Origin of the sequence: Streptococcus mutans (genome assembly GCF_006739205.1) — a bacterium.
Lineage (GTDB): Bacteria > Bacillota > Bacilli > Lactobacillales > Streptococcaceae > Streptococcus > Streptococcus mutans.
This window is the reverse complement of record NZ_AP019720.1, coordinates 1,465,287-1,486,081: the sequence shown is the minus strand read 5'-3', so window position 1 is coordinate 1,486,081 and position 20,795 is coordinate 1,465,287. Positions and strand designations below refer to the sequence as shown.

14 protein-coding genes and 1 pseudogene are annotated in these 20,795 nt (G+C 36.7%); 12 read left to right on the top strand and 3 right to left on the bottom strand.

Annotated features, from left to right (window positions below):
- Positions 1 to 59: 59 nt before the first annotated feature.
- The 11 genes and pseudogenes from FNL60_RS07510 to FNL60_RS07450 all read left to right on the top strand — a co-directional run bounded on the left by FNL60_RS07510 (position 60) and on the right by FNL60_RS07450 (position 16,218).
- Complete coding sequence (locus FNL60_RS07510; protein WP_002263245.1) at positions 60 to 896, top strand: toll/interleukin-1 receptor domain-containing protein; 837 nt, start codon at positions 60 to 62, stop codon at positions 894 to 896.
- A 12-nt stretch (positions 897 to 908) separates the two neighbouring features.
- Positions 909 to 2,156 carry a tetratricopeptide repeat-containing protein gene (locus tag FNL60_RS07505; RefSeq protein ID WP_002280162.1) on the top strand — a complete coding sequence of 416 codons (1,248 nt, stop codon included), beginning with the start codon at positions 909 to 911 and terminating at the stop codon, positions 2,154 to 2,156.
- Between the two features lie 55 nt (positions 2,157 to 2,211).
- Positions 2,212 to 2,895 carry a YwaF family protein gene (locus tag FNL60_RS07500; protein ID WP_002263243.1) on the top strand — a complete coding sequence of 228 codons (684 nt, stop codon included), beginning with the start codon at positions 2,212 to 2,214 and terminating at the stop codon, positions 2,893 to 2,895.
- A 183-nt stretch (positions 2,896 to 3,078) separates the two neighbouring features.
- Positions 3,079 to 4,623, top strand: coding sequence for a peptide chain release factor 3 (locus FNL60_RS07495; RefSeq protein ID WP_002263242.1), 1,545 nt, complete (start codon positions 3,079 to 3,081; stop codon positions 4,621 to 4,623).
- Positions 4,624 to 4,875: 252 nt separating this feature from the next.
- Entirely contained in the window at positions 4,876 to 6,711 is a 1,836-nt protein-coding gene (locus tag FNL60_RS07490; protein ID WP_002311892.1) for an SH3 domain-containing protein, read from the top strand.
- Positions 6,712 to 6,947: 236 nt separating this feature from the next.
- Positions 6,948 to 11,636, top strand: a complete 4,689-nt coding sequence (spaP, locus tag FNL60_RS07485; protein ID WP_002311893.1) for a cell surface antigen I/II — start codon at positions 6,948 to 6,950, stop codon at positions 11,634 to 11,636.
- A gap of 289 nt (positions 11,637 to 11,925) precedes the next feature.
- Positions 11,926 to 13,479, top strand: coding sequence for a DEAD/DEAH box helicase (locus FNL60_RS07480; RefSeq protein WP_002265231.1), 1,554 nt, complete (start codon positions 11,926 to 11,928; stop codon positions 13,477 to 13,479).
- 512 nt (positions 13,480 to 13,991) lie between these two features.
- The gene (locus FNL60_RS07475) at positions 13,992 to 14,246 is read left to right on the top strand and encodes a hypothetical protein (RefSeq protein ID WP_002272244.1); all 255 of its coding nucleotides are present in this window, start codon (positions 13,992 to 13,994) and stop codon (positions 14,244 to 14,246) included.
- Positions 14,247 to 14,431: 185 nt separating this feature from the next.
- A pseudogene (locus FNL60_RS07465) lies at positions 14,432 to 14,726 on the top strand (hypothetical protein).
- Positions 14,727 to 15,566: 840 nt separating this feature from the next.
- A complete protein-coding gene (locus tag FNL60_RS07455) occupies positions 15,567 to 15,815 on the top strand; it encodes a hypothetical protein (protein WP_002263747.1) in 249 nt (82 codons plus the stop codon).
- 43 nt (positions 15,816 to 15,858) lie between these two features.
- A complete protein-coding gene (locus tag FNL60_RS07450; RefSeq protein ID WP_002263746.1) occupies positions 15,859 to 16,218 on the top strand; it encodes a hypothetical protein in 360 nt (119 codons plus the stop codon).
- Between the two features lie 1,014 nt (positions 16,219 to 17,232).
- Here FNL60_RS07450 and FNL60_RS07440 read toward each other — a convergent pair.
- From FNL60_RS07440 to FNL60_RS07430, 3 genes are all read right to left on the bottom strand, one after another.
- On the bottom strand, positions 17,233 to 18,252 hold the full coding sequence (locus tag FNL60_RS07440; RefSeq protein WP_002267101.1) for a GIY-YIG nuclease family protein: 1,020 nt from the start codon (positions 18,250 to 18,252) through the stop codon (positions 17,233 to 17,235).
- Positions 18,253 to 18,297: 45 nt separating this feature from the next.
- Complete coding sequence (locus tag FNL60_RS07435; protein ID WP_002280245.1) at positions 18,298 to 18,810, bottom strand: HXXEE domain-containing protein; 513 nt, start codon at positions 18,808 to 18,810, stop codon at positions 18,298 to 18,300.
- An 84-nt stretch (positions 18,811 to 18,894) separates the two neighbouring features.
- Positions 18,895 to 19,830 (bottom strand): polysaccharide deacetylase family protein, encoded by a 936-nt coding sequence (locus FNL60_RS07430; protein WP_002267102.1) that lies wholly within the window; start codon positions 19,828 to 19,830, stop codon positions 18,895 to 18,897.
- 138 nt (positions 19,831 to 19,968) lie between these two features.
- Between FNL60_RS07430 and FNL60_RS07425 the strand changes: the two genes are divergently transcribed.
- Positions 19,969 to 20,721 carry a lysophospholipid acyltransferase family protein gene (locus tag FNL60_RS07425; RefSeq protein WP_002267103.1) on the top strand — a complete coding sequence of 251 codons (753 nt, stop codon included), beginning with the start codon at positions 19,969 to 19,971 and terminating at the stop codon, positions 20,719 to 20,721.
- Positions 20,722 to 20,795: the final 74 nt, after the last annotated feature.

Genomic DNA, 20,795 nt, shown 5'->3' with positions numbered 1-20,795 from the left:
TAGAAAAATTTTGAAAAATCTGATAACATTTATTTTAAATATTTAGTGGGGGACTAAAAATGAATAAGGTTTTTTGGAGTAAATTGTTTAATCACGAAGAAACTCTGCCATTAATTTTTATAAGTCATAATTCAAAAAATAGTAATTATGGTGACATTATAAAGGCATTGTTAATTGGTGTTGGTTTGCAGAACCATCAATTAATTTATACTTCAAGCTCTACAAATGGCATACCTGTTGGAAACAATATTTATGATTTTTTGCAAAAAGGACTTAGTTCAAAGCCAATTGTTTTATTTTTATTATCTCCAGAATATTTTTCGAGTGTTGTTTGTTTGAATGAGATGGGAGCAACTTGGGTGAAAAAGAATAATTATTTTATATTCTTTCTGCCAGGATTTAATCAAAGACAACAAGAATATTTGGATAGTTGTTTGGATAAAAATGTAAAGGGAATTTATCTGAATGGCGATAGTCGTTGTAAAAATGATTTGAAAAATTTTGTAAGAAAAATCATTAAAGAGTATATTGGAATTTGTGAAGAGGAGAGAATTGAGAGTGAAGTAGAAAGATGCTGTGATAAATTACATAAAATTTCTGTTATTGGTAAGCAATACACTGCTAAAATTACAAAAGTTAATAATAAAGTACATGATAATATTTTTTTAGAATTAGACACTTTGTTACCTACAGGTGAAGAATTTCATAAAGGTGAGAAACATTGGCTGCAACTGTATTTAAGAAATGAAAATTCTAATCTTCCAGATAAAATTGAAGAAGGGATGACAGTTACTTTTGTTCCTAAACAAATTACCTCTTTTGAGCGAAAAAAATACGGGAATCTTAATTTCAGAAATATCTATGCTGAATCTGGGACTGTTGAAATTTTTAGATAGGAGGAGCTAACAGTGAATGGTAAAAAGTATTGTTTTGTTGTTATGGGATTTGGGAAGAAGACAGATCCCTACACTGGAAGAAATATTAATTTAGATGAAACATATGAAAAAGTTATCCAGCCTTTATTTTATGAGGAATTTCCGAATTTTGAATTAATTCGAGCGGATGAGTTAGTTGGCTCTAATGTTATTGACAAAAATATGTACAATTTATTGTTAAAAGCCGAACTTGTTATTGCAGATATTACAACTGATAATGCCAATGCACTTTATGAGCTTGGAGTTCGTCATGCACTCCGACCTTTTTCAACAATTATTATGTGTCAAAAAAGAGAAAAGGAGTTTGGCTTTGATTTAAATCACACGAGAATTCTTACATACAATAATTTTGGTGAAAAATTGGAATCTGATGAAAGTTTTCCAATAAGAAATAAATTGAAGAAATATGTTGAGGAAGCATTGTTAAACAAGCCCGAAGAAGAAAAAATAGACAGTCCATTTTACACCTATCTTCCTAAGGTAACCCCACCTTCCTATGATCAGGAATATCAATATAATGCTGTGAAAGCTACAAAAAATACAAAAATCATTGGAAATTTAATTAAATCTGCAAAGCAAGCAATGCTAGATAATGATTTTAAGCAAGCCAAAAAATATTGGAAACAGTTATCTCAAAAATCTCCAGATGAGATTTATTTCGTTCAGCAATTGGCTTTGGCGACTTATAAGTCTAAAGAACCAACTCAGACAGATGCGTTAATGGAAGCTTTAGAAATCATTAACAAACTTCCACTAGATAAAACCCTAGAGGTTGAAAGTTTAAGTATTGCTGCAGCAATCTATAAAAATTTATATCGTGTTAATAAAAATCCAGATTATTTAAGAAGGGCGATCGCTTTTTCTAAAAAAGCATATATTGTGACAAATGACTACTATCCTGGGGAAAATTATATCAATTGTTTACTTTTGGAAGCTTTTAATTATTCAAAAGATGAAGAGAAAGTTTACTATGCTAAACTTGAAGCTCAGAAGACCTATAAAGAATTATTAAAAATTATTAAAAATAATGACGATGAGGATGATTATTGGAAGTATGCTACTCAAGCCGTTGCTTATAAATTTTTTAATAAAGAAAGTGACTATTTAACAAGTAAAAGCACATTCGAAAGTAAATGTCAAAGTGACTGGGAGAAACTGACTTTTAATAATACTATTTCTGAATTAGAAGAAATTAAGCGAGTTTTATTTTCAAATAATTAGTTTCTTAGTTCTGACCATTGCCATATCACTTATTTAACTATTCTGAAGGAGATTTATGACCGATTTTTTTACAACTGTTCAGACAAGCCCACCATCCATTTCAATACCGCTTTATTTGCTGATGTTTGTAGTTTTGCTAGGTCTCATTTGGTTATCTGTTACTTATTATCGGAAGCAGTGGTTGTGGTGTATTTATCATTTTTTACAGAGCTTTCAGTTACTTTCACTCTATATTTGGTATGGGGCGAAAATGATTCCAATTTCCAATAGTTTGCCGTTTTATCATTGTCGTCTTGCTATGTTTGCCCTTTTATTGCTACCGGATAAAACGAAATTGAAGCAGTATTTTGCACTTATGGGAGTTAGTGGTGCTATTTTTGCTATTGGTTACCCTATTATGGATGCTTATACTTTTCCACATATTACTGCTTTTTCATTTCTCATTGGACACTATGCTCTTTTGGTTGGAAGTATTATTTACCTTATGCGTTATTATAAGTCAAATTTTCTCAGTTGGAAAGCTATTATTCTCTACACGTTTGTTTTAAACCTCTTTTTGGTGATTATTAATTATTTGACCGGCGGCAATTATGGGATCTTGCGTTACACACCTTTTATTACCAATACGCCACTCCTAGTGCGCTATCTAGCTGTAACCTTTATTTTAACTGCCATGTTGCTGCTAATTGATTGGGTATTTATCAGGAGGGAATATGGAAAAGCAAGAGCAGAAAGATAAGGTGACATTTTAAAAAAGCCTAAAGGAAGCAATACGGGCTTTTTCCTTATTTGAATTCCCCCTTATTTTCTATTATAATAAAAGAGCTGTGTATGCAGTTCTTTTTGCATACCAAAAATGAATTTTAGTATGAATAACTTTAGAAGCTCTGCTATTAATCATAAAAAAAGAAAAGGAAATAAGATGAACTTACAAGAAGAAATTAAGAAACGTCGAACCTTTGCCATCATTTCCCACCCGGATGCTGGTAAGACGACGATTACGGAGCAGTTGCTCTATTTTGGAGGTGAAATCCGAGAGGCTGGTACTGTTAAAGGAAAGAAAACCGGTAATTTTGCCAAATCTGACTGGATGGATATTGAAAAACAGCGTGGGATTTCCGTAACTTCATCTGTCATGCAGTTTGACTATGCGGGTAAGCGGGTCAATATCCTTGATACACCTGGGCATGAGGACTTTTCTGAGGATACTTACCGAACACTAATGGCGGTAGATGCTGCTGTTATGGTCGTGGACTCTGCCAAGGGGATCGAAGCACAGACAAAAAAGCTTTTTGAAGTTGTCAAGCATCGTGGTATCCCTATCTTTACTTTTATCAATAAATTGGACCGTGATGGTCGCGAACCGCTGGATTTATTGGAAGAATTAGAAGAGGTATTGGGGATTGCTTCTTATCCTATGAATTGGCCTATTGGTATGGGAAGATCTTTTGAGGGTCTCTATGATTTGTACAATCAGCGTCTTGAACTCTACAAAGGTGATGAGCGTTTTGCTTCTATTGAAGATGGTGACAAGCTCTTTGCTAATAATCCCTTCTATGAACAAGCTAAAGAAGATATTGAACTTTTGACTGAAGCGGGAAATGAATTTTCAGAAGAAGCCATTTTAAAGGGTGAGCTGACGCCTGTCTTCTTTGGCTCAGCCCTAACCAACTTTGGTGTTCAAACTTTCTTGGATTCTTTCTTAGCATTTGCACCAGAACCACACGGTCACAAGACCACTGACGATAAGGTGATTGATCCTTTAGATAAAGACTTTTCAGGCTTTGTTTTTAAAATCCAAGCTAATATGGATCCTCGCCACCGAGATCGTATTGCCTTTGTGCGGATTGTCTCAGGTGAATTTGAACGCGGCATGTCTGTCAACCTTGCCCGCACTGGTAAGAGCGTTAAGCTGTCAAACGTCACTCAGTTTATGGCAGAATCTCGTGAGAATGTAGAAAATGCTGTCGCTGGTGATATTATCGGAGTTTACGATACAGGAACTTATCAGGTTGGTGATACCCTAACTGTTGGTAAAAATAAATTTGAATTTGAGCCACTGCCGACCTTTACACCAGAGCTCTTTATGAAAGTTTCTGCTAAAAATGTTATGAAGCAGAAGTCTTTTCATAAAGGCATTGAGCAATTGGTGCAAGAAGGTGCTATACAGCTTTATACCAACTATCAAACTGGTGAATATATGCTTGGAGCAGTCGGTCAGCTCCAGTTTGAAGTTTTCAAACACCGCATGGAAAATGAATACAATGCGGAGGTTATCATGACACCCATGGGTAAGAAAACGGTGCGTTGGATTAAGGAGGAAGATCTTGATGAACGTATGTCTTCCAGCCGTAATATATTGGCTAAAGACCGCTTTAACAAGCCCGTTTTCCTCTTTGAAAATGACTTTTCTCTTCATTGGTTTGCAGATAAATATCCAGATATAGTTTTGGAAGAGAAGATGTAACAATGATTTGTTTAAATCTTATAAATAAGCATCAACCATTTCTTGGTTTGGTGTTTTTTTATATAGGAAAAATTTTTCAAAAAAATATTACGTAAGTATTGCTAAATATTTCTTTTGTGTTACAATATAGGTGAAAAAAGAAAATGAAGGAAGATTATGAATCAAAAAATAGTCGCCATTTCGTCATTTTACATGTTAGGTGCTCATTGATTTTCAAAGGCAGTATATCATAATGATAGGAGTGTGAAACTTATGAAAAGAATTGATATTAATCATCAAGCACAACGTTTTTCTATTCGTAAATATGCATTTGGAGCTGCATCTGTTTTAATTGGCTGTGTCTTTTTTCTAGGTACCCAAAATGTTTCTGCACAAGAGCAGGGAACTCAATTGCCAGCAAGTGAAAACGCAGTTGTAAACGTGGCTGAAAATTCGGTTGCTATCAGCCAAGCAGTTGCAGATAAGGCAGCAGCTCAAACAACTCTAACAGAAACACCCCAAGTTGAAGTTGAGGAGAAAGAAAATAAGGTAAATGCTCCTGCTTTAAATGTCGATGACAAAGGTGCAAAATCCAAAGAAGATGTGAACCCTACTGTTTCAAAGACAGCAAGTGAAGTGGAAGCTTCTGCAGTAACTGCTACTGATACTAAAAATTCAAATCCACAAGTCAATGCTAAAACTGACTCAAGTGAAAAAGACGAAAATAAAATGGTCACCTCGGCTCCAGCTAAGGAGACTGAGGCAGAACAAAATGAGAAAGCGGTAGCAGAAAATCTTATACAAAGACAAGCTAAGGCTGTCTCAATTCCATCGCAAGGCAATTATGTTTTCCAAGAAACAACTCCTGTAAAAAATGCAGCCAGTATGTCCAGCCCAACCCAATTTAACTTTGATAAAGGAGATAAGGTTTTTTATGATAAGGTTTTAGAAGCGGATGGACATCAATGGATTAGCTATGTGTCTTACAGTGGTATTCGTCGCTATGCTCCTATTGCTGTGACAATTGAAGAATTGAAGCAAAAAGAAATTGTTCAGCAAAATTTACCGGCACAAGGAACTTATCACTTTACTAAACAAGCAGACGTTAAAAATGATGCTAAACTGTCTAGTCCGACCCAATTCTCGTTTTACAACGGAGATCACGTTTTTTATGATAAGGTTTTAGAAGCGGATGGACATCAATGGATTAGCTATGTGTCCTACAGTGGTATCCGTCGTTATGTTGTTATTGGAAAGCTTACGACACAACCCTCTCCAATTGAAACTAAAGTGTCAGGTACTATTGTCATCCAAAATAAAACGGCTCAACAATTCGATGTTATCATTTCTAATGTTTCCAGCACTCAAGGCATAAAAGAGGTATTAGTGCCAGTTTGGTCGGAGCAAAACGGGCAGGATGACATTGTCTGGTATCAAGCAACTAAACAAGGCGAAGGCGTTTATAAGGTGACCATTAAGGTCAGTGACCATAAAAATAATAGCGGTAACTATCATGTCCATCTTTATTATCTTTTGGATAATGGTGAACAAAGAGGAGTCGGGGCAACAATGACTGAGGTGGAAGCACCGAAGCCTGTAGAAACAACAGGTATCATTAGCATTGCCAATAAGAGCAGCCAAGGATTTGATGTTTTGATTACTAATGCTTCCAGCACTCAAGACATAAAAGAGGTTTTAGTGCCGGTTTGGTCAGAACAAAACGGACAGGATGACATTATTTGGTATCAAGCAACTAAACAAGGCGAAGGCGTTTATAAGGTGGCCGTTAAGGTCAGTGACCATAAAAATGACAGTGGTAACTATAACATTCACCTTTATTATCGCCTTTCAACTGGTGAATTAAGAGTTGTTGGAGGAAAGACAACGACAGTAGAAGCCCCTAATAGAGTCAATCTTCCAGCACAAGGAACTTATGTTTTCACTAATAAAGTTGAGGTTAAAAATGAGGCCAGAACATCTAGTCCAACTCAGTTTACCTTTAATAAAGGAGAAAGTATTTACTATGACAGTATCTTGAATGCTGATGGACATCAATGGATTAGCTATCGTTCCTACAGTGGTATTCGTCGTTATATTATCATTGATTGAAGTAAAAAAGGTTAGGATGACAAAATCCTGACTTTTTTTGTGCTTTAGAATTAATGTTGGATAAAGTGTGGAGTTTGTGCTCGAAAATAGCAGCGATTGAATGTGTTTATAATTTGATTCAGACATTAGTTTTTATTTCAAGCAAAAAATTTGACAAATCAAATCAATTATATTACAATTTTTTAACGTATATTACAAAAATATATTTGGAAGATTTATTCAGATTTGGAGGATTTATGAAAGTCAAAAAAACTTACGGTTTTCGTAAAAGTAAAATTAGTAAAACACTGTGTGGTGCTGTTCTAGGAACAGTAGCAGCAGTCTCTGTAGCAGGACAAAAGGTTTTTGCCGATGAAACGACCACTACTAGTGATGTAGATACTAAAGTAGTTGGAACACAAACTGGAAATCCAGCGACCAATTTGCCAGAGGCTCAAGGGAGTGCGAGTAAGGAAGCTGAACAAAGTCAAAACCAAGCTGGAGAGACAAATGGTTCAATACCAGTTGAAGTACCTAAAACTGATCTTGATCAAGCAGCAAAAGATGCTAAGTCTGCTGGTGTCAATGTTGTCCAAGATGCCGATGTTAATAAAGGAACTGTTAAAACAGCTGAAGAAGCAGTCCAAAAAGAAACTGAAATTAAAGAAGATTACACAAAACAAGCTGAGGATATTAAGAAGACAACAGATCAATATAAATCGGATGTAGCTGCTCATGAGGCAGAAGTTGCTAAAATCAAAGCTAAAAATCAGGCAACTAAAGAACAGTATGAAAAAGATATGGCAGCTCATAAAGCCGAGGTTGAACGCATTAATGCTGCAAATGCTGCCAGTAAAACAGCTTATGAAGCTAAATTGGCTCAATATCAAGCAGATTTAGCAGCCGTTCAAAAAACCAATGCTGCCAATCAAGCAGCCTATCAAAAAGCCCTTGCTGCTTATCAGGCTGAACTGAAACGTGTTCAGGAAGCTAATGCAGCCGCCAAAGCCGCTTATGATACTGCTGTAGCAGCAAATAATGCTAAAAATACAGAAATTGCCGCTGCCAATGAAGAAATTAGAAAACGCAATGCAACGGCCAAAGCTGAATATGAGACTAAGTTAGCTCAATATCAAGCTGAACTAAAGCGTGTTCAGGAAGCTAATGCAGCAAACGAAGCAGACTATCAAGCTAAATTGACTGCTTATCAAACAGAGCTCGCTCGCGTTCAAAAGGCCAATGCGGATGCTAAAGCGGCCTATGAAGCAGCTGTAGCAGCAAATAATGCCAAAAATGCGGCACTCACAGCTGAAAATACTGCAATTAAGCAACGCAATGAGAATGCTAAGGCGACTTATGAAGCTGCACTCAAGCAATATGAGGCCGATTTGGCAGCGGTGAAAAAAGCTAATGCCGCAAACGAAGCAGACTATCAAGCTAAATTGACCGCCTATCAAACAGAGCTCGCTCGCGTTCAAAAAGCCAATGCGGATGCTAAAGCGGCCTATGAAGCAGCTGTAGCAGCAAATAATGCCGCAAATGCAGCGCTCACAGCTGAAAATACTGCAATTAAAAAGCGCAATGCGGATGCTAAAGCTGATTACGAAGCAAAACTTGCTAAGTATCAAGCAGATCTTGCCAAATATCAAAAAGATTTAGCAGACTATCCAGTTAAGTTAAAGGCATACGAAGATGAACAAGCTTCTATTAAAGCTGCACTGGCAGAACTTGAAAAACATAAAAATGAAGACGGAAACTTAACAGAACCATCTGCTCAAAATTTGGTCTATGATCTTGAGCCAAATGCGAACTTATCTTTGACAACAGATGGGAAGTTCCTTAAGGCTTCTGCTGTGGATGATGCTTTTAGCAAAAGCACTTCAAAAGCAAAATATGACCAAAAAATTCTTCAATTAGATGATCTAGATATCACTAACTTAGAACAATCTAATGATGTTGCTTCTTCTATGGAGCTTTATGGGAATTTTGGTGATAAAGCTGGCTGGTCAACGACAGTAAGCAATAACTCACAGGTTAAATGGGGATCGGTACTTTTAGAGCGCGGTCAAAGCGCAACAGCTACATACACTAACCTGCAGAATTCTTATTACAATGGTAAAAAGATTTCTAAAATTGTCTACAAGTATACAGTGGACCCTAAGTCCAAGTTTCAAGGTCAAAAGGTTTGGTTAGGTATTTTTACCGATCCAACTTTAGGTGTTTTTGCTTCCGCTTATACAGGTCAAGTTGAAAAAAACACTTCTATTTTTATTAAAAATGAATTTACTTTCTATGACGAAGATGGAAAACCAATTAATTTTGATAATGCCCTTCTCTCAGTAGCTTCTCTTAACCGTGAAAATAATTCTATTGAGATGGCCAAAGATTATACGGGTAAATTTGTCAAAATCTCTGGATCATCTATCGGTGAAAAGAATGGCATGATTTATGCTACAGATACTCTCAACTTTAGGCAGGGTCAAGGTGGTGCTCGTTGGACCATGTATACCAGAGCTAGCGAACCGGGATCTGGCTGGGATAGTTCAGATGCGCCTAACTCTTGGTATGGTGCTGGTGCTATCCGCATGTCTGGTCCTAATAACAGTGTGACTTTGGGTGCTATCTCATCAACACTTGTTGTGCCTGCTGATCCTACAATGGCAATTGAAACCGGCAAAAAACCAAATATTTGGTATTCTTTAAATGGTAAAATCCGTGCGGTTAATGTTCCTAAAGTTACTAAGGAAAAACCCACACCTCCGGTTAAACCAACAGCTCCAACTAAACCAACTTATGAAACAGAAAAGCCATTAAAACCGGCACCAGTAGCTCCAAATTATGAAAAGGAGCCAACACCGCCGACAAGAACACCGAATCAAGCAGAGCCAAACAAACCCACACCGCCGACCTATGAAACAGAAAAGCCGTTGGAGCCAGCACCTGTTGAGCCAAGCTATGAAGCAGAGCCAACACCGCCGACAAGGACACCGGATCAGGCAGAGCCAAATAAACCCACACCGCCGACCTATGAAACAGAAAAGCCGTTGGAGCCAGCACCTGTTGAGCCAAGCTATGAAGCAGAGCCAACGCCACCGACACCAACACCAGATCAACCAGAACCAAACAAACCTGTTGAGCCAACTTATGAGGTTATTCCAACACCGCCGACTGATCCTGTTTATCAAGATCTTCCAACACCTCCATCTGTACCAACTGTTCATTTCCATTACTTTAAACTAGCTGTTCAGCCGCAGGTTAACAAAGAAATTAGAAACAATAACGATGTTAATATTGACAGAACTTTGGTGGCTAAACAATCTGTTGTTAAGTTCCAGCTGAAGACAGCAGATCTCCCTGCTGGACGTGATGAAACAACTTCCTTTGTCTTGGTAGATCCCCTGCCATCTGGTTATCAATTTAATCCTGAAGCTACAAAAGCTGCCAGCCCTGGCTTTGATGTCGCTTATGATAATGCAACTAATACAGTCACCTTCAAGGCAACTGCAGCAACTTTGGCTATGTTTAATGCTGATTTGACTAAGTCAGTGGCAACGATTTATCCAACAGTGGTCGGACAAGTTCTTAACGATGGCGCAACTTATAAGAATAATTTCACACTCACAGTCAATGATGCTTATGGCATTAAATCCAATGTTGTTCGGGTGACAACTCCTGGTAAACCAAATGATCCAGATAACCCAAATAATAATTATATTAAACCAACTAAGATTAATAAAAACGAAAATGGCGTTGTTATTGATGGTAAAACAGTTCTTGCCGGTTCAACGAATTATTATGAGCTAACTTGGGATTTGGATCAATATAAAAACGACCGCTCTTCAGCAGATACCATTCAAAAAGGATTTTACTATGTAGATGATTATCCAGAAGAAGCGCTTGAATTGCGTCAGGATTTAGTGAAGATTACAGATGCTAATGGTAATGAAGTTACTGGTGTTAGTGTGGATAATTATACTAGTCTTGAAGCAGCCCCTCAAGAAATTAGAGATGTTCTTTCTAAGGCAGGAATTAGACCTAAAGGTGCTTTCCAAATTTTCCGTGCTGATAATCCAAGAGAATTTTATGATACTTATGTCAAAACTGGAATTGATTTGAAGATTGTATCACCAATGGTTGTTAAAAAACAAATGGGACAAACAGGCGGCAGTTATGAAAATCAAGCTTACCAAATTGACTTTGGTAATGGTTATGCATCAAATATCGTTATCAATAATGTTCCTAAGATTAACCCTAAGAAAGATGTGACCTTAACACTTGATCCGGCTGATACAAATAATGTTGATGGTCAGACTATTCCACTTAATACAGTCTTTAATTACCGTTTGATTGGTGGCATTATCCCTGCAGATCACTCAGAAGAACTCTTTGAATACAATTTTTATGATGATTATGATCAAACAGGAGATCACTATACTGGTCAGTATAAAGTTTTTGCTAAGGTTGATATCACTTTTAAAGACGGTTCTATTATCAAGTCAGGTGCTGAGTTAACTCAGTATACGACAGCGGAAGTTGATACCGCTAAAGGTGCTATCACAATTAAGTTCAAGGAAGCCTTTCTGCGTTCTGTTTCAATTGATTCAGCCTTCCAAGCTGAAAGTTATATCCAAATGAAACGTATTGCGGTTGGTACTTTTGAAAATACTTATATTAATACTGTCAATGGGGTAACTTACAGTTCAAATACAGTGAAAACAACTACTCCTGAGGATCCTACAGACCCTACTGATCCGCAAGATCCATCATCACCGCGGACTTCAACTGTAATTAACTACAAACCTCAATCAACTGCTTATCAACCAAGCTCTGTTCAAGAAACATTACCAAATACGGGAGTAACAAACAATGCTTATATGCCTTTACTTGGTATTATTGGCTTAGTTACTAGTTTTAGTTTGCTTGGCTTAAAGGCTAAGAAAGATTGACAGCATAGATATTACATTAGAATTAAAAAGTGAGATAGAAGCGATAAATCACAGATTGAGCTTTTATCTCATTTTTTGATTAATTAAAAGAGAAATAACTAGCCTATCTTTGTTCTATTAAAAAAACAGTTATGCTTAAATAGGAATATCATTAACCAATTTTTGAAAACGATCATTTATTGTGAGTTTTTAACTATCTTTCTTAAAGAAAAAATGCTATAATATTTTAGTTGCACATTACTAACGTTTGATAAGGTAGCTTCGCACTGCCTTTTAGAAAGAGAAAACATTGAAATTTACAGAATTACATTTGGCGGAAGACATTCTTTCTGCTGTTGCAAAAGTCGGCTTTGTTGAGCCATCACCTATCCAAGAATTGACTATTCCTCTTGCCCTTGAAGGAAAAGATGTTATTGGTCAAGCACAAACTGGGACAGGAAAAACAGCAGCCTTTGGTCTGCCAACCCTGAATAAGATTGACGTGACCAATAACGTTGTTCAAGCCCTTGTTATTGCGCCAACGCGAGAATTGGCTGTTCAAAGTCAAGAGGAGCTCTTTCGTTTTGGGCGTGAAAAGAAAGTTAAAGTTCGTTCGGTTTATGGTGGTTCAAGCATTGAAAAACAAATTAAGGCTCTTAAATCAGGAGCCCATATTGTTGTTGGGACACCGGGACGTCTGCTTGATTTGATTAAACGCAAGGCGCTTAAATTAAATCATGTGGAAACCCTTATTTTGGATGAAGCAGATGAAATGCTCAACATGGGCTTTTTAGAAGATATTGAAGCCATTATTTCACGTGTACCAGAAACACGCCAAACCTTGCTCTTTTCAGCAACCATGCCAGATGCCATCAAACGTATTGGCGTAAAGTTCATGAAAGAACCAGAACATGTTAAGATTGCTGCCAAAGAATTAACAACAGATTTGGTGGATCAATATTATATCCGTGTCAAGGAAAATGAAAAATTTGATACGATGACCCGTCTTATGGATGTGGAACAGCCAGAACTTTCTATCGTTTTTGGCCGTACTAAGCGCCGTGTTGATGAGTTAACAAGAGGATTAAAACTGCGTGGCTATCGTGCGGAAGGGATCCATGGGGATCTCGATCAAGGGAAACGTCTGCGTGTTCTTCGGGATTTTAAAAATGATAACCTTGACATTTTGGTCGCGACAGATGTGGCGGCTCGTGGTCTCGATATTTCGGGCGTCACTCATGTTTATAACTATGATATTCCGCAAGACCCTGAAAGTTATGTTCATCGCATTGGTCGTACAGGTCGTGCTGGTAAGCACGGTCAGTCAATCACTTTTGTGGCTCCCAATGAAATGGGCTATCTTCAAATTATTGAAAAGCTCACTAAAAAACGCATGAAAGGCATGAAACCCGCTACAGCGCAAGAAGCCTTTCAAGCAAGCAAAAAAGTGGCCCTCAAAAAGATTGAGCGTGACTTTGCTGATGAAAAGATTCGTTCTAATTTTGATAAGTTTACCAAAGATGCTGAAAAATTAGCTGCTGAATTTTCACCAGAAGAATTAGCACAATATATCTTGACTCTAACTGTTCAAGATCCAGAAATGCTGCCTAAGGTTGAAATTGCTCGCGAAAAACCCTTGCCATTTAAATTTGCTGGCAAAGGAAAGGGCGGCAATCGTCGTCGTGAGGATCGTCGGGGAGGTCGCGACAGTCGCCGTAATTATCGTGACGGTGGCCGTCGTGAATTTAAACGGACTTCTAACAAAAATCGCAAAGATTTTGAAAATAAGAGCAATAAACGTCCTCACCGTACTTCCAGCGAAAAGAAAAGCGGCTTTACCATTCGCAATAAAGGTGACAGATAACCATTCAAATTCTCTTGAAACATATGTTTCAAGAGAATTTTTTGAAAAGTTTGAAGAAAAAGCTTATTTTAAGACTTTCCCTTCAACTTTAAAGTGTCCTTTAGACTGTTTGAGTCGTCGCCAATAGATGATTTCAGAAATTTAGGGATCCTATCTTCTTTCGTGTAGCAGAAATATTGAAGTTTCAGATGTATCACAACGGTGAGAAGTCTTAATTAAAGCTCGTTTCGCTCGCAATAAGGAAAATAATTCTGAATTTACAGAGCTAAAAAAGATTTGTCTATAAGCAAGTTAATATTCCAAAAGTATTCAGAAAATTTTCTGATTTTTTACTATTAAATATCTTTTTTATTAAATGAACCAAATTCCTTTGAATAAGAAAAAGTTAAGGATTAAAATGTACTTGTCGTTTTCACAAGGAGGCTTTTAAAAATATTTCATGTTTTATTAGAAAACTTGTAAGCTTATTGTGAATTTTAAGAGGATTTTATGAACACAGTAACATTGATTCAATGGCCTTTGATAGTTTTGAAGTGGCGGACACAGATTGTTTAGCTGCTGTAGAAGGTGAGGGTTTTGTCTCGGCTGTTGCTGAAGGATTTGTGGGAGCTTGTACAGGGGCTACCGCTGCTTATAGACCTGCTACGTGGCTATGGAATATTCCGGCAGTAGGACCCTACTTAGCCTTAGGGACTGAAGCAATCGGTATCGTTTCAGGTGCCTATGCTGGTGCTAAAAATGGTTGGGGAGACGGTGGCTTCTGGTGATATATCGTTTTTTGATTAACTTCGCTCCGCCTTATTGTAATGGTTATACTATTTTATTAAATAAAGCAGACTTAGAAAAGGAAGGATAATGTTATGGAAAGATTTTCTGGATTTCTATTAATGCTGGTGCTCTGTGCTCTAGCAGTTATTTCTTACCGCAGTAAACACATTATTGTCTCATTTATTTGCTTTTTTCTTTTTGTCGGCCTTTGTATTTACGGCATTTTACATTAGAAAAAGCAAAAGCAACAGGTGTTATTAACGGTGGCATTATTAGCGGTATTTATCTACTTACATGTGATACTGCAGAAGGAGCTTGGACAGGTGCAGTAGGTGGTGGTATTGCAGGAGCAGTCGGAGGAGATGTGGTATTGCCCATTTTAGGAACAGTACCTGCCCATTTTAGGAACAGTACCTGGTTATGTAGGTGGCGCAATTTTAGGCGGTATTGGCGCGTTGCAAACGGAAGTTGGTATTTAATAACGGGAGGCGATTGAGATTAATTATGAAGTATATTGTGCTTATAGTCATCGGTGCTATATCAGCAATTGTAGGACGAATTATTTTGAATAAAATAAATAATAAATAAAAACATGGTAACAAAGTGATGAAGTCTTCTCCTATCAGAGGTTTTGTCACTACTTTCTTGATGATTTTGTGGCAGTGGATATCACTTATCTTTCTGAATCAGAAGGAGGCGGTTTGATACTTGGTATTACGAGTGCTATCGTAGCGGTGTAATTTGTGATGTGCTTGCTGGCAGATTTGCAGGACTTGCAATCACAGCCCCTATTTTTGGACTATAATTTTCTGTAAAGAATACTGAGATTAAATAGTATTACTTAAGTATTTGTTGTTCTTGCTTCACTGTTTATAATAAAAGTGACAGATAATCATTCAAACTCTCTTGAAACATATGTTTCAAGAGAGTTTTTTGAAAAGTTTGGAAAAAAGCCTCAAATCTTCCGAGCAGCAGAAGCCTCAACGCTTCTGGTATTTTATCACAGCGAAAATTCTCGTTTAAAGCTCACTTCGCTCGCAATAAGGAAAATAATTCTGAATTTGCAGAGCTAAAAAAGATTTGTCTATAAGCAAGTTAATATTCTAAAAGTATTCAGAAAGATTTCTGAATTTTTACTATTAAATATCTTTTTTATTAAATGAACCAAATTTCCTTGAATAAGAAAAAATTAAGGATTAAAATGTACTTGTAGTTTTCGCAAGGGAGCTTTTAAAATTATTTCATGTTTTATTAGAAAACTTGTGAAAGTAAAAAAACTTGTAAGCTAATAAGCTTATCGTGAATTTTAGGAGGATTTTATGAACACAGTAACATTAGACTCAATGGCCTTTGACAATTTTGAAGTTGCAGATAGTCAACTGCTTTCTACCATGGAAGCTGGAGATGGTGTGGACTCTATCCTTGGCGGTGTCGCTACCTATGGTGCTGCAACAATGGGGCTTTGTGCAGTATCTGGTCCAATTGGATGGGGACTTGGAGGTGCTTATTTACTTACATGTGCCGCTGCAGGAGGGATGATAGGTTATGGTGCAGCAACATTAGATTAAAATGATTTGATTATAATATTTTCAATCATTTGAGGTATTGATAATGACAAAAAAATGGTCGTTTATTTTTTGTTCATCTCTAAATGTTATAGCTAATTTATTAATGATTTGGCCTTTCAATAATGGGGAAGGAGTATTTTCTAATCTATTTTTGATTATTATTACGTTAATGTTACTTCCAGGTTTTTTACGAACCGTTGATAATCAAATGACTTCCCTGATTAGAATTGAATCCTCGTTGTTGATCATACTTACAGTCCTTTCATTTATGCGACTGTTATATAGAGTTGATGCTATATCTGGGACAGTTGCCAGTACAGCAGCACTTATCGCTTGCGGTTTAATAACAGTATTGCTGGTTGCTGGTATTGTCAGGTGGATAAAGACAGATAAAAATCATTGATTGCTAGCTTCTTTTTCTTTACTTCCGAAAAGTAAAACGGCTTCACTGTTCGCAATAAAGGTGACAGAAATCATTCAAACTCTCCTGAAACACATATTTCGGGAGAGTTTTTTTAAAAGTTTGAAGAAAAGTCTTCTTTTGAGATCGAGATCGTCCTTTAACTTCAATAGTCTCCCAGACTGTTTTAGCTTAATACCTTAAATATTCCGAAAAGAAATAATCTTGAATATTATAGAAAATAAAAGAAAAGTTGATGATAGAACAAACAGTTTGTATTGCTTTATTAGTTGTAGAATTTAATGGTCTTACTTGAAGTCATTAAGCGTTTGACTAGAGGTGGAGCTATTGAATATTTAGTATCATGTTGGTAAGGAATAAGTGATGAAGTATTTTTTTATAGGTGTCATCTCATTTATCATTTTGGCGATAATTTTGTACATATTTGGTTTTATTAAATTTAAAAAATAAACATTTTTAAAGATGGGAATGTAGAAAAAGTCTTCTTTTGAGACTTTTATCACGTGGCGGAAAATCTCGTTTAGAGCTCGCTTCGCTTGCAATTAAGGAAAATTAAAATTGAAATTTGCAGAGCTTAAAAATTTTTTACGTTGGGAAATAGGTTTGTCTTCAGTCTGTTTTAAAGATATCTCTGTCTTCCTGTCTCCGTTTAGAGGTCAGGAAGTTTTATTTTGTGGGAAAGCCAAGCACTCTCTTATTTATGTTATCGGCACTTGAACATTACTAGCATATCAATATTATTAAAATCTAGTAAAGATTTGTGAGGATAAGACTTTATGATTTGTGCTAAAGTAATGTCAAAGTAGTGCAGAAGTTTATCTGACCCTACATTTTTAGTGCCAGTAAGTTAATAGCAGCTGTCTAAAGAAATGTTGTAAAGAGACTTTGACACTCTTTAAGAAAAATAAAAGAACAGCCCTATTAATACTGGTTCTTCAGTTGGAATTTTTTTGTCCAACTTGAAGAAAGTAGTAACATTATTTTAAGGCCGTTCCTTTAAAATTGTGAGACTAAATTGATATGCTGGTGTTCTTCAATATAGTGCAATTTTTGAGCGCGTGTCTTTTGTTTCAATTTACCTTCTGCACTCATAGCAGCGTTTTTATGGTTAAACTGTTCAACATAGATTAATTCGACAGGCAGTCTTGCTCTTGTGTACTTAGCGCCCTTACCAGCATTGTGAGTAGCTAAGCGCTTTTTAATATCCGTTGTGTAGCCTGTGTAAAGACTATCATCAGCACATTTCAATACATACATATAGGCTTGATGACCTTTACCAAAATAGATTTCGTGGATGTTATCTGTGTAATCCCCATTGTCCTTATGTACGATTAAAGGTGGTAAAATTTTCATCCCATTAGGCGAGCCATCCTTAATTGCTTCGATGAGCAACATATTAGCATCTTTTCCCAGCTTTGGATAAACAAACTGAAGGCGTTTGGGAGCCAGTTTGTATTTTTTAAAAGTATCAATGATTTCAAGGAAGCGGTCAGGACGATGAACCATAGCCAAACGACCATTGGTTTTTAGCACTTGTTGGCTGATTTTGCAGATTTCCTCCAAATTAGTTGCTATCTCATGGCGAGCAAGCAGATAATGTTCAGAAAGGTTTTTCTTTGAAGTCTCTGCCGCTTTGAAATAAGGAGGATTGCAAAGGATAAGGTCAACTTTTGAACGCGGAACATGGTCCAACAAATTTTTTAAATCGTCCCTAATCATCGAAACTTGATTGGTAAGGTCATTGAGCTGAATGGAACGCTGCGCCATGTCTGCCAGTCGTTCCTGCAATTCAACTTCAATAATTTTAGCTTTCGTTCTGGTTGCAGCAAAAAGACCAACGGCTCCATTACCAGAGCAAAGGTCAACAATCAGACCTCTGCTAGGAATCTTGGGAAAACGAGAAAGTAAAACGCTGTCAATGGAGTAGGAAAAAACTTCCTTATTTTGAATAATTTTGACATCAGTTGAAAAAAGCTGATCGACACGTTCTTTCTTTTTTAAAATTGGTTTTGTCATAGTCTTTATTATAGCAAAAAAGTAAGACTGATGATAGTTGGGAAATTAGCTGTTCAACCATTTAGAAAATTGCTTACCCAGCCTGAGAGCAAGCAAGAGATTGAAGATAACAATTAATAATCCAATCAAACCAAAACAGAATAATTCTATCACATTGACATGAAGAAAATGACAACTATTTAGGATAATGACAGAGCTGATTGGCAGACATAAAAGAGCCGTTCCCACAGCTGGGATATACTGTCTTAGCATAAAGGCTTGTATGATATGAAACAGCAAATGTAAACTAAAGGCTATTAGTCCGCCTAACCAAATCAGATAAAGAAATCGGCTTTGACTGCAAAAAGCTGCTAGGGAGATAAGGAGAATCAAGCAGAATTCCTCAAAAACAGCCAGAGCGAAGCCCTCTGTTGTCAAATCCTTATGCGTCTTTAAAAGAAGAGGGGCTTTTTCCTTAAGAAGATCACTTTTTTTCTCTATCCAAGGTATGAAGCCAATGATTTCTTCTAAGCCATGAAAGATAAAAAGTAAAGGAAATAACCAAACATAAGTAGTCATTAATCAGCTCCTATCGATTAGAATAACAGAAAAATTTTTTCTGCTAATTGAAAAAAAGTGATAAAAAAGCAAAAAGTTACCTTTTTATTTTAAAACAGCAAATGTATAACCGCGATCTTTATAATAACGAATAATTTGCGGTAAACTTGCGAGAGTAACAGTTTTTTCAGAAATATCATGCATGAGAACAACCTGTACGTTAGGGTTGGTAGCAATCTTAGCACTGCCATCAAGAAAAGCTAACATGCTTGCTACTGTTGTAGGTCTTGTAGCCAGAGGTTCAGCATCACCAACAGCAGCATTCCAATCCATCCACTGAATACCTTGAGCTGCTAATTGTTTGTCAGCTGCTTCTAAGCCTGTCCAAGATAAATGTCCGCCGGGGTAACGCCAAACACCTGTCTTAAAATTTTGCCCCAATTGATCCTTGAGAGCATTTTGCGTACGAGTCACTTCGCTGACTATTTGCTGTGTATTACCCACTCGATTAGGATATAAAAGTGAATAGACATGTGAAAAGCTATGGATACCAAGAGCATGCCCTTCTGTAATTTGTCTTTGTAAAATGGGTTTTACTTTATCAGTGATATTACAGCCGACAAGAAAAAAAGTGGCATGAACGTGTTGTTGCGCAAGGACATCTAAAATTTTAGGTGTCATATTAGGGTCAACGCCGTCATCAAAGGTAAGAAAAACTAATTTTTGTTTAGCAGAAGCTTGCTTGTTGTTCATCATTTGTCTGACTGCTTCCGCAGAATAAGCATATCCTTCGGCCTGATTGTTATGGTTGCTGCCTATTTTTAGGGTATTAGGGTTAATATTAGGTTTAGGAGTTGTTTTTTTCTTAGAAATCCTACTAGATCTGATGTGATTTTTATGTTGCTTTTGCATAGATTTTGCTTGTACAAGAACGACTCCAAGAACTAGTCCGATAATTAAAAGACTAAATAATAGATTGGGTCTATTTTTTGCAGAGAAAATTTTTGCCTGCCATTTTTTCCAATGTTGTTGAACTGTCATTTTAACTCCTAAATAAATATCTTCCTTTTATTATATACTATTATACATTAATTATTATCTTTAGCATTGCTTCTATCAAAAATTTTAAATTTTTAGTATAATAAGGTGGTTATATTGTAATTAAAAGGAGATTTTACAGTGTTTTATACCTACCTGCGCTCTTTGTTAGTTTTTTTAATTTGGGCTGCTAATGGTAATATTCATTACCATCATCGAGATACATTGTTGCCTGAAGATGACAATTATATTTTAGTTGCACCTCACCGTACACTATGGGATCCTATCTTTTTAGCTTTTGCAGCTCGGCCTAAGCAATTTATCTTTATGGCTAAGAAGGAATTATTTGGCAATCGTGCTTTCGGCTGGTGGATTCGCATGTGTGGAGCTTTTCCGATTGATCGTGAAAACCCAGGGGCTGAGGCTGTCCGTTATCCTGTTAAAATGCTTAGGAAAAGCGATCGTTCTTTGATTATGTTTCCAAGTGGAAGTCGTCATTCTTCTGATGTTAAAGGTGGCGTTGCAGTTATTGCCAAAACAGCAAAAGTTAAAATTATGCCTGCAGCCTATGCGGGGCCAAGATCCATCAAAGGCTTGCTTAAACATGATCGTATTGATGTTACTTTTGGCAATCCCATTGATATTTCAGATATTAAGCGCATGAATGACGATGGCATTGAAGAAGTGGCTCATCGTATTGAAAAAGAATTTGACCAAATGGATACAGAAGTTGCAACTTTCAAAGATAATGAGCGACCAAGCTGGTGGAGCTTGATTTATCGTTTGCCAGCTATGGTTTTGGTGGCTATTGTTCTTGCTTTCACTTACCTCTTTTCTTGGTTCGCTAGTTTTGTCTGGAACCCAGAAAAGCATCGTGATAAAAAAATAAAATAACAACAGGGAATTGTACAAAGGTAAAGAATATTAAAGTCGTTTTATCCAATTGTCTTGCAAGTTTTTATACCTAA

Bases quoted from the DNA above. Each gene is read 5' to 3' on its own strand.
- FNL60_RS07490 (WP_002311892.1), top strand. From the start codon at position 4,876: ATGAAAAGAATTGATATTAATCATCAAGCACAACGTTTTTCTATTCGT.
- FNL60_RS07450 (WP_002263746.1), top strand. From the start codon at position 15,859: ATGACAAAAAAATGGTCGTTTATTTTTTGTTCATCTCTAAATGTTATA.
- FNL60_RS07495 (WP_002263242.1), top strand. From the start codon at position 3,079: ATGAACTTACAAGAAGAAATTAAGAAACGTCGAACCTTTGCCATCATT.
- FNL60_RS07475 (WP_002272244.1), top strand. From the start codon at position 13,992: ATGGCCTTTGATAGTTTTGAAGTGGCGGACACAGATTGTTTAGCTGCT.
- FNL60_RS07455 (WP_002263747.1), top strand. From the start codon at position 15,567: ATGAACACAGTAACATTAGACTCAATGGCCTTTGACAATTTTGAAGTT.
- FNL60_RS07440 (WP_002267101.1), bottom strand. From the start codon at position 18,252: ATGACAAAACCAATTTTAAAAAAGAAAGAACGTGTCGATCAGCTTTTT.
- FNL60_RS07500 (WP_002263243.1), top strand. From the start codon at position 2,212: ATGACCGATTTTTTTACAACTGTTCAGACAAGCCCACCATCCATTTCA.
- FNL60_RS07430 (WP_002267102.1), bottom strand. From the start codon at position 19,830: ATGACAGTTCAACAACATTGGAAAAAATGGCAGGCAAAAATTTTCTCT.
- FNL60_RS07435 (WP_002280245.1), bottom strand. From the start codon at position 18,810: ATGACTACTTATGTTTGGTTATTTCCTTTACTTTTTATCTTTCATGGC.
- spaP (WP_002311893.1), top strand. From the start codon at position 6,948: ATGAAAGTCAAAAAAACTTACGGTTTTCGTAAAAGTAAAATTAGTAAA.
- FNL60_RS07510 (WP_002263245.1), top strand. From the start codon at position 60: ATGAATAAGGTTTTTTGGAGTAAATTGTTTAATCACGAAGAAACTCTG.